This is a genomic window from Parvibaculum sp. (genome assembly GCF_039973015.1).
Classification (GTDB): domain Bacteria; phylum Pseudomonadota; class Alphaproteobacteria; order Parvibaculales; family Parvibaculaceae; genus Parvibaculum.
The window spans coordinates 512,490-527,366 of the sequence record NZ_JBDWLT010000010.1; the positions used below are offsets into that span (position 1 = coordinate 512,490).

The following is a 14,877-nucleotide window of genomic DNA, read 5'->3' on the forward strand; positions in this document are numbered from 1 at the left end:
TATGCCCGCTTCGGGGATTTCCCGTCCCCCGGAAGCGATGCGAGGAGGGGATAACTAGACCAGCACCGCGCGCGACCCGTTTTCGCGGGTGAGGATTTCCACCTCGACCTCGAAACAGGCGCCGAGCCCCTCGCTCGTCATGACCTCGCCGACCGGACCGGCGGCAAGGAGACGGCCGCCGCGCAACAGAACCACATCGTCCGCATAGGCGATGGCGAGATTGAGATCGTGGATCGCGGCGAGGACGCCGACACCTTCTTCGGCGAGGCGGCGCGCAATGTCGAGCACCATGCGCTGATGACGAAGGTCCAGAGCCGAAGTGGGCTCGTCGAGAAGGAGGTAGCGCGGCGGGCCGGATTTCCCCGCCGGGCGCCAGACCTGCGCAATGGCGCGCGCAAACTGCACGCGCTGCTTTTCGCCGCCCGACAGCGTTTGCCAGGAGCGGTGACGGAAGGTGTCGATCCCCGCAAGGCGGCAGGCGGCGTCGATAGCATCACCATCTTCATGCTGTTCGGGGGTCCCCGAAAAGGGAAGGCGGCCAAGCTCGACGACCTCTTCGCAGGTGAAGGCGAAGTCGAGCCCGGAATCCTGAAGCAGTACGGCGCGGCGCCGCGCGAGGGCCTGCCCCCCATGCGCGGCAAGCGGCGCGCCTTCGAGCATGACATCGCCCCCGTCGGGACGGCGCTCCCCCGCAAGCACCGAGATGAGCGTCGACTTGCCCGCGCCATTGGGACCGATCAGCGCGGTGACGCGGCCCGGCGCGACGGTGGCATCGACGCTGTCGAGAAGATGCTTGCGGCCGACAAGGACCGATATGTTGCGCGCCTCGATCACAGCGACCTCTTGCGGTGCGTGAGAAGCCAGAGAAAGAAGGGGCTGCCGATGGCCGCCGTGACGAGGCCGATGGGAAGCTCGGCGGGCGCGACGACGATGCGCGCGAAACTGTCGGCGGCGAGAAGAAGTGCGGCGCCTGCGAGAATGGAGCCCGGCAGCACGATGCGGTGATCGGGACCGGCCAGCATGCGCACGACATGCGGCACGACGATGCCGACAAAGCCGATGACGCCGCTCACCGCGACGGACGAACTGACCGCGAGCGCGGCGGCGATCATGACAATATGCTTGAGGCGATGAACGGGGATGCCGAGATGCAGTGCCTCGCGCTCGCCCAGCAGCATGGCATCGAGCGCACGGGCGCGCGAGAGGATGACCCCGAGCGCGAGGGTGACGGGCACGGCGCTGAGCCAGAACGCCTTCCAGCCGCCCGACGCGAGACTGCCCATGCTCCAGAAGGTGAAGTCGCGGATCTGGGCATCGTTCGCCATGTAGATGGTGAAGCCGGTCAGCGCCCATGTGAGCGCATTGATGGCAATGCCTGCGAGGAGGAGGGTCGCGGTCGCCGCCTGACCGCGCGACTGCGCAAGACCCTGAATGGCGAAGGTCGCGCCGATGCCGCCTGCAAAGGCGAAGAAGGGAAGAAGGAAGGGCGAGGCGAGAAAGGGAAGGGCCGTGGCGATGAGCCCGCCGAAAACGATAACGAGGACAGCGCCGAAGGCTGCACCGCTGGAAACGCCGATAAGGCTCGGATCGGCAAGCGGATTGCGGAAGAGGCCCTGAAAGGCAGCGCCGGAGCCGGCCAGCGCCGCGCCGACAACGACGGCAAGCAGCGAGCGCGGCAGCCGGATCATCTGGATGACGGCAGCGGTCTGACTGTCGACGTCCATGCCGAAGAGAGAGCGCAGCACATCGCCGACGCTGACGGGAACCGCGCCGGTGACGAGAGAGAGAAGGAAGGCCGCGACGAGAAGCGCCGCGAGACCGGCGAGGATCGCCGGACGCTTCAGCGCGCGCGAGACGTGAGCCTGACCTTCCGCGATCTCGCTCATTCGGCCTCCGTCCAGGGACGCGCCGGAAGGGGCGCGAATTCATGTTCGGGATGAAGCTCCGCCGCGAGATCGCGGATCGCATGGGCGAGCCGCGGCCCGAAGCCCGCGAGATAGAGCGCGTCCATCGAAACGAGGCGGCCGTCGCGCGCGGCGGGCGTGGGTGCGAGCGCCGTCTGCGAGAGAACGGCCTCCGCCCCGCCAAGCGCCTCGACCGTATCGCTCGCCATGAGAATGACGTCGGGAGCGGCGAGCGTCGCTGCTTCCGGCGAGAAGGGCTTGTAGCCGCTGAACTCGCTGACGGCATTGACGCCGCCTGCAAGCTCGATCATGGCGTTCGCCGCCGTGTGCTTGCCGGAGACGAGCATCGGCCCGCGCCCCGCCTGGAGCATGAAGAGAACGCGCGGATGTGTCTTGATCTGCGCGACCTCGGCCAGAACCGCCTTCACGTCGGCGCGAAAGATACCGGCGACCTCGGCGGCTTTTTCCTCACGGCCAAGCGCGGCGCCGATCGCTTCGATATGCTTTGCGACCTCTTCCGGCGTGTAACCCTCTTCGAGCTTCACGATTCGGACGCCCGCCGCTTCCGTCTGGGTCAGTGCGGCTTCGGGGCCTGCTTCCGCGCCTGCGAGAATGAGCGTTGGCCGGAGCGAGAGGAGACCTTCCGCCGAAAGTTGGCGGACATAGCCGACATCGGGAAATTCGCGCGCCGCCTTCGGGTAGAGGCTGGTCGAGTCGACGCCGACGAGATCGCTCTCCGCACCGAGCGCATAGACGATTTCGGTGGTCGATCCGCCGACGCTGACGATGCGGGGCTCTTCGGCGTGGGCGGGGGAGGCGAACGCCGCCGCGAGGAGTGCGCCAGCGAAGACATGGTGCCGGAAATTCAGAAGGCTCATTGGTTTCCTTGCCTTGAAAGAAAAAGTGTCATCCCGGCGAAAGCCGGGAACCATCTGACTGGTGGCGATTGGTATCGTCCGCCCATGGGCCCCGGCTTTCGCCGGGGTGACATTTATGTTTTGGCGGCGAGCAGCGTCTTACGCCGCTTCCTTTTCGGGCAAGCCGTTGACGATCTCGCGCCAGGCTTCGTCTTCGGGAACGCCGGGCTTGCGCTTGCCGAAAAGTGTTGCGATGAGCACACCGTCCTTGTCGAAAAGTTCGAGCGAGGTGACGGTGCCGTCTTCCGTCGGCTTCCAGACGACCCAGGCGCTGTCGATATGGTCTTCGCGCAGATGCAGGTTGAACTTCTCGTCGAGCACGTTGAACCAGGGGCCCATCGGCTTCAGGTTTTCCACCGGGCCGGTATGGATCTGGATCATGCCGGGATTGCCGACAAAGACCATGATCGGCACGCCGCGCGAATTCGCCGCTTCACAGGCCGTGCGAAGCGCGCCCGCGGGCACACGGGCCGCACGGCCTTCGCCTGCGAGCCGGAGCCCCTGAACGCGCTCGACCTTGAACTTGTTGAGGAGGCCGTGGAACTCATGCGTATCCTTCAGCGCATCCCAGGCCGCGCGGAAACCCGCGACATCGATCTCGCTGTCGGGCCGGGCCTTTTTCAGCGCAGGAACCGCCGTGACCTCGACGGGGCTTGCCTCCGTTGCGAAACGCTCGATCAGCGCGTCGAAGGCGGCGATGTCCGTCTGTTCGGTCTGGTAGATCTTGTGGATGGCGGTGCCATGCCCGTCGAAGAACTGGAGGCTGCGGCGGAGGCTCCCGTCTTCCATGCGCTCGACCTGGGCGAAGCCGAACTTCCAGTGCATGAAGAAGATGCGCAGGTCGATATCCTCGCCGACGATAAGGCCGACATGCCCGCCGCCTTCGAGGGCGCCGTAAACGCCCTTGCGCTCATGGACGACGGATTCGTTTCGCGTCAGCGCCATGACGCGGCCAAGCGCGCCGACGCCGGCGATGATCTGCTGCCATTCGGGGCGGAGCCGCGTGACCTTTGTTTCGGCGCTGCCGAGGGCGACAAGTTCGGCTTCGGAGATACCGAGCTTTTCAGCGAGATTGCGGGCGCGCAGTTTCGGTTCCTCGGCGAGGATGGCTGCACGGCGCTCCAGGAGAGCGGAGAGAGACGAATTGACAGACATGATGCTTCCTTTCATCTGCCCAGGCGATACCGGACCTGTTATCGGGCGTCGGTAAGAACGAACTCTACCGGCATTTCAACAAAGGCAACGACCGGACGGCCATTGCGGATTTCGGGTTCGAAGCGCCACTTGCGCGCGGCCTTGAGGGCGGCGTGGTCGAGCAGCGCATAGCCGGAGCTTGCGAGGATGGCGACATCCATCGGATCGCCCCGGTGATCGAGCTTGATGCGGACCTTGACCACGCCCTGCTGATCGAGCGAGCGGGCGCGATCCGGGTAATGCGGGGGCTGCGGCCTCATGCGGTAGCGCGGATTGAGGACGATGACCTCATCCGTCTGCTGACCTTCGGTTTCCTCGAAACCTTTTGGTGCGCCCTGTCCGGTTTTCTGTCCCGTACCGGTGTGAAGCGAGGCCGGGGTGAGGGAGGCGGTTTTCTGCGGCTGTGCGGATTGCTGCGCGACGGCCTTTGCAGGCTCGGGCTTGCGGACCTCCGGGCGCGGCTCGGGCTTTGATTCAAGCGCGACTTCCGGTTTAACCGGCGGTTTAACCGGAACGACGGGCTCCGGCACATGGTCGATAACGGGTTCGGGTTCGGGTGCGATCGGCGGCTCGACCGGCGCGGCCTGAAATTCCTGCGGAACCTGCGGCGCGGCGGGAGCGGGATCGGAAGGTTCGATGCCGGAAAGCTCAATAAAGGTGACGGACATGCCGTCGGGGAGGCCGCGCGGCGCGGAGGCACCGTCGGATTGCCACCATGCGAAGAGGCTCGCAAAGACGGTGGCATGAAGAAGAAGCGAGACCGCCACCGGCTTACGGAGCGCACGATGGTTCCAGGCAAGAGCGGAGGAACCGTCGCTCATGCTGGTCATCTGTCCGTTAGCGGTGGCGGTCATGCTCATGGCTCAGCTTTCCATCAGAACCGGAACGTGGCGTTGACGCCGAAGTTGCGGCCCGGCTGGGCGTAACGGCCGACGATGGCGCTGCCTGCGGCCAGCCCGATCACATCCTGCGAGTTGTAATATTCCTCGTCGAAGATGTTGAAGACGCCAGCGTTCAGCGTGAAGGTGTCCGACATTTCGTAATAGGCCATGAAATCGACCACCGTGTAGGACGGTGCCTCGAAGTTGCCCGCTGTCGAGACGCGGTCATGACGCCAGGCATGCGTCGTAACGAGCTGCGAGCCCCAGACGTCGCCTTCATAGGCGATGCCGAGCACGGCCTTCATCGGGTCGACGGAATCGATCGGCGCTCCCGTCTGGTCGTCCTCGCCGCGGGCATAGGCGAAGCTGCCGCGGACCGCCCATTCCGGCAGGAAGCGGTATTCGCCCTTGGCTTCCGCACCGTAGATCGTGACTTCGGACAGGTTCTGATACTGGAACTGCATGATGCCGCCGCCGCCGAAGCCGACCATCTGCGTCTCGATGAAGTCTTCATACTCGTTGTAGAAGGCCGAGAGCGAGAAGCTGGAGCCGTCCGGGAAAGCGCCGCGGACACCGGCTTCGTAGCCATCCGAGGTTTCCGGCTTCAGGTTCGGGTTCGGCAGGACTTCATAGCCATAGCCCGGATTGGAGAAGGCGAAGTTCGCATTGTCATAGGGCGGTGCGCGGAAGCCATGCGCATACTGCGCGAACAGCGTGTATTCCTCCGTGACATCGAAGGTGAGGCCGAGCTTGGGCGACACTTCCGTCTCTTCCTGATCGTGAACGGGAACCGCGCCCGCGGTGGAGTTGAGGAAGAGCTGGTCTATTTCCGGGTGCAGCTTGAAATAGTCGAACCGCAGCGCCGGGATGATGCCGAAGCGCCCCATCTCGATGCTGTCCTGAACATAGAGGCCGGCCTTGATCGTCTTCGTGTCCGGGAAATTCTTGTTCGGGAAGGTTTCGTTGTTGAACGGGAAGTAGGACGAAGTGGCGGTCGTCGTGAGGTTCGTTTCCGAGCGGAAGCGCGGACGCGTGGTTTCCGTGTAGTCGACCGTGCCGCCATAGGTGAAGTTGTGAGCCACGCCCGCCCAGTCGCGCGCGAGGTTGAACTGCAGGTCGGCGCCGAAAATGTCCTGCTCGAACTCCATGTCGGAGACGCGGTAGTAGTCGAAGGCCGGATCGCTCAGTGTCTGCGTCGTGTGTTCCGTGCGGTCGACCCGCGTGTAGAAGACCTTCGCATTCATGCTGTCGGCGAGGGCGAAGGGGGTGTTGTGCGAGTAGTCGGCGCTCACGAGCATGCGCTGCGTCTCATCTTTCGCCTGGGAGCTATCGACGGTCGCGAAGAAGAAGATGGGCGAAGTGGAAGGAACGCCGCCCCCCACATCGGTGAGCATGTCGATGTCGGATTCGCTTTCGTCGAACTGTGCCGTGAACTTCAGCGAGTTGCCCCAGAGCCCGTTGAAGACGAGCTTGCCGAGGAAGGAATTCGACGAATAATCCTGCGGATTGTAAAGCGCGTTGGAGTTCGGCTCGACTTCATGGCCGTCGCGGCGCGTGTAGATGCCGAGCATTTCGACATTGCCCGCGCGCTTCACGCCGGTAAGCGACTCCATGAAGCTTTCGTCGGCGCTGTCATATCCGCCCTTGATGCTCGCATACCAGTCCTTGTCCGAGCCCGCGAGATAATCCGCCGGATCTTTCGTCACATAGGCGACGGTGCCGCCGATGCCGTCCGAGCCGTAAAGCGCGGAGGAGGGGCCGCGGATGATTTCGACGCGCTTCATGCTGTCGATATCGACATAGTCGCGCGTGTAGCTGCCGGCCGCCGTCGAGGTGATCGGTGAATCGGGCGTCGGCAGGCCGTCGACGAGAACGAGCACACGGTTGCCGCCGATGCCGCGAATGACGAAGTTGCCTGAACCGGCGCGCGAGGACGAATCGCCCACAGAGACGCCCGGCTCGTAGCGCACGATGTCTTCCATCGAATTGGCGTTGCGGCGTTCGAGCTCTTCCGCCGTGATGACGGAGACCGTGCCCGCGACGTCCTTGATCGCGGTCGGGTTGCGCGTCGCGGTGGAGGTGACGGCGTCGAGCTGCGTCGCCTTGGGGGGTTCTTGGGGCGCCGTCTGCTCGGCCTGCTGCTCTTCGCTGGCGGCTTCCTGCGCGGAGGCCGCCGTGGAAATTGCCGTGGAGATTGCGAAGACGGATGCCGTCGCGAGAAGGAGTGAGTGGAGGGAGCGTTGCCCCGTGTGCTTTTTCATTGCCAGTCCCAGTGATGCGTGAATGAAGCATTCCTGGCTGGCTGGCCCCCGCTCGGTGGCGGGTCTGGCTGGCTCGGTTGCCTTCGGGTTATGTGCATGCCGGCTTGTGGCCGGTTTTCCTCACTTGATCAGGATCAGCTTGTTGCTGTTGGTGAGCCTGAGCCGGTAGAGCTCGGCCCCGTGGCGAATGACGATTTCGCGTGCGCCGCTGAACAGGTCCGCGCTGTCGAGGGCGGGCGTCGAGCCCTCCTTCGTGACGCGGATCGTCCTGTCTGTGGCGGTTATGTCCATGCGAATGCAGCCCTTGCCGCCCCCTGATTTCTCATCGTGAGAATGACTCGCAGTAGCATGCGCAACTGGCGCCTGCAACTGCTATTTTCCCGTAGAGAAAGTAAGGGTATTTCCGCGTGACATTTATGTCGCCGGGAGGCCGCCGGAAAGGGCGGAAACATTGGGGATTCGCGAGGGGAGGGACGTGCCGGGCGGCGGCGGGCAATTGCCGCTCCACCGCCCGGGACGCTGGAAAGGATGCGCGAAAGAGCGCGGTCAGGCGGTCTGGAGACCGGCCTTTTCGAAATTCGCTTCCGCGAATTCCCAGTTCACGAGCTTGTCGAGAAAGACGTCGAGATAGTCCGGCCGGCGGTTCTGGTAGTCGAGGTAATAGGTGTGCTCCCAGACATCGGTTGTCATGAGCGGCACGTCCTTCGTGTCCGCGATCGGCGTCTCGGCATTGGGTGTGCCATAGACCTTGAGCTTGCCGTCCGAACCGATCACGAGCCAGGCATAGCCCGAACCGAACTGGCCGGCGCCTGTATCCTTGAAGGCTTTCCTGAAGTCGTCGAAGGAGCCGAAATCCTCGGCAATCTTCTTTGCCAGCGCGCCCTTCGGCTCGCCGCCGCCCTTGGGGCTCATCGAGTTCCAATAGAAGTCGTGATTCCAGACCTGGGCGGCATTGTTGAAGAGACCCTTTTTGGAATCGTCCTTCGCCGCCTTGCGGATGAGTTCGATCAGGCCGAGCTTTTCGAGATCCGTGCCCTCGATCATCGAGTTCGCCTTGTCGACATAGCCCTTGTGATGCTTGCCGTAGTGGAACGACAGCGTTTTCGCCGAGATATGCGGCTCCAGGGCGTCCTGCTCATAGGGAAGGGGTGGGAGTTCAAGCATGACATCTACCTTTTATTCTTGAGTTCCGCCTCCCCCAGTCACTTTGACCGGCGAGCCTTCTATTTCAAGCCCGCCCGTATGGTTTTCCGCAATAAAGGCTGGGAAATAGAGGAAAAAAGGCGCGGAAACGCTCGTGTTGCAAGTGCCTTGCAACTGTCTCGCACTTGTCTTGCATCGCCCGCCCGCGCTCCCCACATATACGGGGAAGCGGCGCCGCCTGGCGGGCCGCAAATTGCAAAGTCGCTCGGATAACGGGACTTTGGGACATGACCCGCGTGATGCAGTTCAACAGCCCTTTTTTGCTGGGCTTCGACGGGCTCGAAAGGTTGCTCGACAGAGTGGCCAAGGCCTCGGATGGCTATCCGCCATACAACGTCGAACAGCTCGCCTCCGGCAAGGGCGAGGCCCTGCGGATCACGCTGGCGGTTGCCGGTTTCTCCCGTGACGAGCTTTCGGTCACGGTCGAGGACAACCAGCTCGTCGTTCGCGGCCGCCAGCTCGACGATGAAGACCGCACCTATCTCCACCGCGGCATCGCCGCCCGCCAGTTCCAGCGTTCTTTCGTGCTGGCCGACGGCATCGAGGTGAGAGCGGCGCGGCTTGAGAAAGGTCTTCTGATGATCGATCTCGAAAAACCGGAAACGGTGCGCATGGTGCGCAAGATCGACATCACGGGTGAGAACAAGGGCGAGGAGCCTGCGTCATCGTCTGAGGCGCGCACCGCGCGCGGCGCGGTCTGATCGTCCGGCACCCGCCCGATTGTCCGTGTGACGGACCAGAGCCCTTTGCTTCGTGTAACAAGGAAGGGCCGGAAAGGAGAACTACGATGCAGAACGAATCCGATTTCGACGCCGCAGACGAGGAAACGACCGGCTGGGGCGTGAGCGATTTCCGCAAGCTGACGCCGGAAATGTTCGCGCAGGCCGGTACGCCGAACATCGTCTATGTGCGCGAGGTGATCGCCGGTGATCTGGCAGGCGAACTCGGCTCGGAACTCGACGTGCCGGCCGACACGCGCCTCTATGCGGTCCACGCCGCAAACGGACAGCGCATGGCCGTGCTCGACAATCGCGACGCCGCTTTTGCCGGCGCGCGGCAATATGATCTGGAGCCGGTGAGCGTCCACTGAACGCAGACGAGAGAACGAAACGGCAAAGCCCCGCGCTTTTCACAAGCGCGGGGCTTTTGTTTTCAGCGAGACAGGCTCACGCCGCGTTGGTGGCGGCAGGCTCGGTCAGGATCGCGAAAAGGGCGGAGGCGTCTTCCGAGGCGCGGAGCTTCTCGACCACCGAGGGATTGCGCAGGAGCCGCGAGATGCGGGCCAGCGCCTTCAGGTGGTCGGCGCCCGCCGTCTCCGGCGCGAGCAGCAGGAAGATGAGATCGACCGGCTGGTCGTCCACGGACTCGAAGTCGATCGGCGTATCGAGCCGCGCGAAGAGGCCGTAGAGACGATCGATCTCCGGCAGCTTGCCATGCGGAATGGCAATGCCCTGACCGACGCCTGTCGAGCCGAGGCGTTCGCGTTCGAGAAGCGTCTCGAAGATCGCGCGCTCGGAGAGCCCGGTAATCTTCGCGGCGCGCTCGGACAGCTCCTGCAGCGCCTGCTTTTTGCTGGTGACTTTCAGGTGAGCGACGACGCCCTCCGGCTGCACCAGATCTTCAAGCTCCATAATCCGAATCCTGTTCTGCGAAGCCGCCAGACGCACGGGGCGTTCCCGCGTCTCTGTCTGTGGCTTTCCCGGCATCGCGCGGCTTTCGCCGGCCCGGGGTTTCGCCTTCAGTGTTTCAAGCCTTTTGAGCATCACGGCCCGTATCGATCCAGCCAACATTTCCGTCGGTGCGGCGATAGACGAGATTGAGCCCGCCTTCGCTGCCACTGCGGAACATAACGAAGGGCGCATCGCTGAGATCCATCTGCATCACGGCATCCCCGACACTGAGAACGGGGATCGCGGTGGTGCCTTCGGCGATGATGACGGGCTGCGCGTCCTCGGCAATCTCCTCCTGCTCGTCACCGGCTTCGATGACATAGGAGGGATAGGCCTCGGCCGGCAGTTCGGCCTTGTTGGTATTGTTGTGATTCTTCAGCCGGCGCTTGTAGCGGCGCAGCCTTTTTTCTAGGCGCTCCAGCGCGGCTTCGAAGGAGGCATAGACCTCGTTCGCGGAGCCTTGCGCATTGACCCGCAGGCCGGAGCTCAGATGCGCCGAGCAATCGGCGCGGAACTCATGGCCCTGCTTGGAGAAGGTGACCTGTCCGTCCACCGGACGGTCGAAATATTTCGTGACCGCGGCTTCGAGCCGTTCGGTCGCATGTGTGCGGAGAGCATCTCCCACGTCGAGATGATGGCCGCTTACCTGAACCTGCATGAAAGACCTTCCTGGGCCCACTACGCTACAACAGACGGTTGCCGAACAGTTCGGCCTGACTACCGCCTTCTGCAGGCGGCCGCATTTCCAATTTCGCCCGGCATCCCGGGGCGCTCGAATTTGCCATTGTACATGCCGCCTCAGCGGCTCAACCCACCGCCTCACCACCGGGGACGAAGCCCCGGGGGCGTTTGAGCGCGTGGAAACTAGTTGGCCCCATCATGGGTGTCAACCACAGCCCGGATAAACCGTCAAAAGCCTTTTTTATCAATGGGATAGGAGGCACGAGCGGGGGCTCGAAAGTGAGTCTGGAAAGACTCAGGCATAGGCCTTTTTTTCGCGCCTGCGTTGCACCGAAGAGGGAATGTTGAGTGCTTCCCGATACTTGGCGACGGTACGCCGGGCGATGTCCACGCCCTGGCCTTTCAGGATATCGACGATGTTGTCGTCGGAAAGGACGGCATCGGGGCGCTCCACGTCGATCAGTTCCTTGATGCGGTGGCGGACGGCCTCGGCCGAATGCGCCGCACCGCCCGACGAGGAGGCGATGGAGGAGGTGAAGAAATACTTCATCTCGAAGATACCGCGCGGCGTCGCGACATATTTGTTCGCGGTGACACGCGACACGGTCGATTCGTGCATCGAGATCGCTTCAGCGATGGTCTTGAGATTGAGCGGTTTCAGATGCTGGATACCGTGGACGAGGAAGGCATCCTGCTGACGCACGATCTCGGAGGCGACTTTCAGGATGGTGCGGGCGCGCTGGTCGAGGCTTTTCACCAGCCAGTTCGCATTGTTGAGGCACTCGGAAATATAGGCCTTGGCGCTCTGGTCGCCCGAAAGCTTCGTGACTTCCGCATAATATTGCTGATTGACGAGAACGCGCGGCAGCGTTTCCGAATTGATCTCGACGGCCCAGCTTCCATCCGCGCGCGAACGCACGAAAACGTCCGGCACGACAGGCACAACCGGCTCCGTGCCGAAGGCGAGACCGGGCTTGGGATTGCAGGCGCGAATATCCTCCACCATGCTCGCAATGTCTTCGCGGTCGGCACCCGTGATCTTCATGAGCTGCTCGAAGTCGCGCCGCGCAAAAAGTTCGAGATGTTCGAGGAAAAGCTGCATCGTGGGATCGAGGCGGTCGCGCTCGGCCAGTTGCAGCGCGAGACATTCCTTCAGGTCGCGCGCGCAGATGCCGGTCGGATCGAAGGACTGCAAGACCTGCAGCACCGCTTCGACATCCTCGACATCGGTGCCGAGGCGTTCGGCGACCTCTGCGACATCGGCGGTCATGTAGCCCGCCTCGTTCACCTGGTCGATCAGATAGGAACCGATCAGGCGGTCGCCCGGTGTCTTCAGCGCCGTATGCATCTGTTCGGTGAGATGCTCTGCAAGCGTCGCTTCGCGCGCCAGCGTTGCCTCGAAACTGAAATCTCCGTCGCCGCTGCCGCCACCGCTGCTGCCGCCCTTGACGTTCTGCCAGTCCGACGATGTCTGTCCGGGCGTTGCAGCCGCAGCCGCATCGTTCTGCGCATCGGAACGGCTCTCATCGGCATAGACGTTGTCGTAATCCGTATCGAGTTCGCCATCGCGGCCGGGAGGGGGGCCATCTTCGCTGAGCGTGAGCGAGGTCTCCGAGGAGATCACCTGTTCGCGCTCGCCTTCATGGGCATCGCGCTCGGTGTTGCGCTCGGCGGGCTCGGCGGTGCCCGCTTCGAGCAGCGGATTGCGCTCAAGCTCCTGCTCGACATAGTCGGCAAGTTCGAGATTCGACAGCTGCAGCAGCTTGATCGCCTGCTGAAGCTGAGGCGTCATGACCAGGGATTGTCCCTGGCGAAGCTCGAGTCTCGGTGCTAGTGCCATGCCCCTGTCAGCCCCTTGCCACTACAGGCTGAACCGTTCGCCGAGATAAAGCCGCCGTACATCCTCGTTGCCGACGATGTCGGCGGGATCGCCCTCCATCAGAACCGTGCCGTCATGGATGATGACGGCATGGTCGATGAGTTCGAGCGTCTCGCGCACATTATGGTCCGTGATCAGCACGCCGATGCCGCGATCCTTCAGATGGGCGACGAGATCGCGGATGTCGCCGATTGCAATCGGGTCGATGCCGGCGAAGGGTTCGTCGAGCAGCATGAAGGAGGGCTGCGTTGCGAGCGCGCGCGCGATTTCCACGCGGCGGCGCTCACCGCCCGACAGGGCGATGGCGGGCGTACGGCGAAGATGGGTAATCGAGAATTCGGCGAGGAGGTCGTCGAGTTCGGCCTCGCGGCGGTCGCGGTCCGGTTCGACGACTTCAAGCACGGCGCGAAGGTTCTGTTCGACGGTCATGCCCCGGAAGATCGAGGCTTCCTGCGGCAGATAGCCGATACCCCGGCGCGCCCGCCGGTACATCGGGAAATCGGTCACATCGTGCCCGTCGAGCAGGATCGTGCCGTAGTCCGGCGCGATGAGCCCGGTAATCATGTAGAAGACGGTGGTCTTGCCCGCGCCATTGGGGCCCAGAAGGCCGACGGCCTCGCCGCGCTGGACATCGAAGCTGACGCCTCGAACGACCGGGCGGCCCTTGAAGCTCTTGCCGATCTTCTCGACCGAGAGGCCCGGATTTTCGGCCACGAGATGCGGTCCGCCCCGGCCTTCGCCTGCGGTCGCTTCATCTTTGCCGATTGTCCCCGTTTCGCCCGTCATAGGACCCCACTTCTCATTAACAATGCCATCAAACGTCACTTGGCATTAAAATTGTATGAAGTGAAGGGATTAACCAAGCCTTCTTTCGGAATTTTACTCCGACGGGGGCTGGAAAAGACCTTTTACCCGCCCGCTTCCGCCATTTTCTCCACCCGTTACGCGGGCGCGGCCCCCTGCGAGGTCGACGGTGAGCCGCGAGCCGCGAATAATGTTTTCGCCTTGGCGAAGGGTGACGGAATCGCCCATTTCGAGCTGGCGCGTGCCGACGAGATAGTTCGCCCAGTCGCCGCTCGCGGTCTGGTTGTCGGGCGCGGAGACGAGGACATTGCCGGAAGCGGCGATCTTGCTGATGCGCGAGCCACCCGCCTGACCGGCTGACTGCCCGTTCGAATAGAAGACGGTGAGCCGGTCCGATTTCAGGCGGATATCGCCCTGGACGACGCGGACATTGCCGCTGAAGGTCGCGCTTTTCCTGTCGTTCTGGACTTCGAGCGCATCCGCCTCGACCTCGATGGGCTGGCTGGGATCGGTGCGGAAGCCGCCGCCCAGCACGTTTTCCTGTGCGGCGACGGGAAGCGCGTGGAGGAGACCGGCAAGCAGAAGCGCGCACGCCGCAGCCGCCCCATACCGGTTTTTCGATCCGGTCACCGGCTGGCCTGCTTTCGAATGGGCTTTCACTCTTGTTCCCCCTGACTCGGCTGATCCGGCAGGATCAGCATTTTCACGTTGCCGTCGAAGCGAAGCACCTGCGTCGCATGATCGGCACTCATCCGGTCGGCGCGCAGCGTCCCGAAAGGGCCGTGGCCCTGCACTTCGGATTCGCTCACGAGCGTCCCCCGCTCGAAATCGACGGTGGCCTGCTCGCCATGCATCTCGTAGCCCCATGTCGTGAAGATATCGATCTTCTGCGTGAGGTCGAGCATCTGTGTTTCGGAATTGTAGCGCCCCTGCGAGGCCGTCAGCGACAGCCAGTTCTCCTCGCTGTCCGCCTTCACGTCGGCCTGGATATTGTCGAAGGTGACGAAGTTGGGCTGAGAGGGATCCTGCGTCGCATTGTCGGCGGTGACGACATAGGGCGTTCCGTCGCCCGTCAGGCCCGCCACGCGGGGGCTGACCATGCGCAGATCGCCGGGTTGCGTGTCGATCTCGTGGAAGGCCGTGTCGAGGCCGTCCTTGCCGCGGAAGACGCCGGAATAGAACAGGACGACGATGAGGAGCAGGAAGGCGCCGAGCGGCAGCGCAATTTTCATCAGCGAGACGAAGCGGCTGTAGCGGCCCTCGCGGCGCTCGGTGCGGCCGCGATAGGACGGGGCGCCCGATGCGCGCGACGGCCTCTTGCGGATCGCTCCGGCGCCGGGCCTGTTCTCGCCGGGCCTGTCGTCGCCGGATCGCTCGCTCATGCCTTGTTCGCTCCAACCTGCCCGTGTGACGGGCACGAAAATACCCGCCGAAGCGGGCCGTCAGTATGCGCGGAAGCGCCATAATGCGTCAATTAACGCGC

General features: G+C 63.4%; 16 protein-coding genes. 2 read left to right on the forward strand and 14 right to left on the reverse strand.

The window, feature by feature from the left end; genetic code table 11:
• Positions 1 to 54: 54 nt before the first annotated feature.
• The 8 genes from ABJO61_RS13640 to ABJO61_RS13675 all read right to left on the reverse strand — a co-directional run bounded on the left by ABJO61_RS13640 (position 55) and on the right by ABJO61_RS13675 (position 8,321).
• A complete protein-coding gene (locus tag ABJO61_RS13640; protein WP_348325998.1) occupies positions 55 to 834 on the reverse strand; it encodes a heme ABC transporter ATP-binding protein in 780 nt (259 codons plus the stop codon).
• Positions 831 to 1,886: an iron ABC transporter permease gene (locus tag ABJO61_RS13645; RefSeq protein WP_348325996.1), complete on the reverse strand. Its 1,056-nt coding sequence runs from the start codon at positions 1,884 to 1,886 to the stop codon at positions 831 to 833. The genes ABJO61_RS13640 and ABJO61_RS13645 overlap by 4 nt, the downstream gene beginning before the upstream one ends.
• Positions 1,883 to 2,782, reverse strand: coding sequence for an ABC transporter substrate-binding protein (locus tag ABJO61_RS13650; RefSeq protein WP_348325994.1), 900 nt, complete (start codon positions 2,780 to 2,782; stop codon positions 1,883 to 1,885). Before ABJO61_RS13650 ends, ABJO61_RS13645 begins: the two co-directional genes overlap by 4 nt.
• A 138-nt stretch (positions 2,783 to 2,920) precedes the next feature.
• On the reverse strand, positions 2,921 to 3,976 hold the full coding sequence (locus tag ABJO61_RS13655) for a ChuX/HutX family heme-like substrate-binding protein (RefSeq protein WP_348325992.1): 1,056 nt from the start codon (positions 3,974 to 3,976) through the stop codon (positions 2,921 to 2,923).
• A gap of 38 nt (positions 3,977 to 4,014) precedes the next feature.
• Complete coding sequence (locus ABJO61_RS13660) at positions 4,015 to 4,875, reverse strand: TonB family protein (RefSeq protein ID WP_348325991.1); 861 nt, start codon at positions 4,873 to 4,875, stop codon at positions 4,015 to 4,017.
• A gap of 14 nt (positions 4,876 to 4,889) precedes the next feature.
• A complete protein-coding gene (locus ABJO61_RS13665; RefSeq protein ID WP_348325989.1) occupies positions 4,890 to 7,157 on the reverse strand; it encodes a TonB-dependent hemoglobin/transferrin/lactoferrin family receptor in 2,268 nt (755 codons plus the stop codon).
• A gap of 120 nt (positions 7,158 to 7,277) precedes the next feature.
• The gene (locus tag ABJO61_RS13670) at positions 7,278 to 7,448 is read right to left on the reverse strand and encodes a hemin uptake protein HemP (protein WP_348325987.1); all 171 of its coding nucleotides are present in this window, start codon (positions 7,446 to 7,448) and stop codon (positions 7,278 to 7,280) included.
• 255 nt (positions 7,449 to 7,703) lie between these two features.
• Complete coding sequence (locus ABJO61_RS13675; RefSeq protein WP_348325985.1) at positions 7,704 to 8,321, reverse strand: superoxide dismutase; 618 nt, start codon at positions 8,319 to 8,321, stop codon at positions 7,704 to 7,706.
• Positions 8,322 to 8,587: 266 nt separating this feature from the next.
• Between ABJO61_RS13675 and ABJO61_RS13680 the strand changes: the two genes are divergently transcribed.
• Positions 8,588 to 9,061, forward strand: a complete 474-nt coding sequence (locus ABJO61_RS13680) for an Hsp20 family protein (RefSeq protein ID WP_348325983.1) — start codon at positions 8,588 to 8,590, stop codon at positions 9,059 to 9,061.
• A gap of 86 nt (positions 9,062 to 9,147) precedes the next feature.
• Complete coding sequence (locus ABJO61_RS13685; protein ID WP_348325981.1) at positions 9,148 to 9,450, forward strand: DUF1150 domain-containing protein; 303 nt, start codon at positions 9,148 to 9,150, stop codon at positions 9,448 to 9,450.
• A gap of 76 nt (positions 9,451 to 9,526) precedes the next feature.
• Here the strand turns inward: ABJO61_RS13685 and ptsN are convergent, their stop codons facing one another.
• The 6 genes from ptsN to lptC all read right to left on the reverse strand — a co-directional run bounded on the left by ptsN (position 9,527) and on the right by lptC (position 14,776).
• Entirely contained in the window at positions 9,527 to 9,991 is a 465-nt protein-coding gene (gene ptsN / locus ABJO61_RS13690; protein ID WP_348325979.1) for a PTS IIA-like nitrogen regulatory protein PtsN, read from the reverse strand.
• 115 nt (positions 9,992 to 10,106) lie between these two features.
• Complete coding sequence (raiA, locus tag ABJO61_RS13695; RefSeq protein ID WP_348325977.1) at positions 10,107 to 10,688, reverse strand: ribosome-associated translation inhibitor RaiA; 582 nt, start codon at positions 10,686 to 10,688, stop codon at positions 10,107 to 10,109.
• 318 nt (positions 10,689 to 11,006) lie between these two features.
• Positions 11,007 to 12,551, reverse strand: coding sequence for an RNA polymerase factor sigma-54 (rpoN, locus tag ABJO61_RS13700; protein WP_348325975.1), 1,545 nt, complete (start codon positions 12,549 to 12,551; stop codon positions 11,007 to 11,009).
• A gap of 21 nt (positions 12,552 to 12,572) precedes the next feature.
• A complete protein-coding gene (lptB, locus tag ABJO61_RS13705) occupies positions 12,573 to 13,376 on the reverse strand; it encodes an LPS export ABC transporter ATP-binding protein (protein ID WP_348325973.1) in 804 nt (267 codons plus the stop codon).
• A 93-nt stretch (positions 13,377 to 13,469) separates the two neighbouring features.
• Positions 13,470 to 14,054 carry a lipopolysaccharide transport periplasmic protein LptA gene (gene lptA / locus ABJO61_RS13710; RefSeq protein ID WP_348325971.1) on the reverse strand — a complete coding sequence of 195 codons (585 nt, stop codon included), beginning with the start codon at positions 14,052 to 14,054 and terminating at the stop codon, positions 13,470 to 13,472.
• Positions 14,051 to 14,776 carry an LPS export ABC transporter periplasmic protein LptC gene (lptC, locus tag ABJO61_RS13715; RefSeq protein WP_348325969.1) on the reverse strand — a complete coding sequence of 242 codons (726 nt, stop codon included), beginning with the start codon at positions 14,774 to 14,776 and terminating at the stop codon, positions 14,051 to 14,053. The genes lptA and lptC overlap by 4 nt, the downstream gene beginning before the upstream one ends.
• Positions 14,777 to 14,877: the final 101 nt, after the last annotated feature.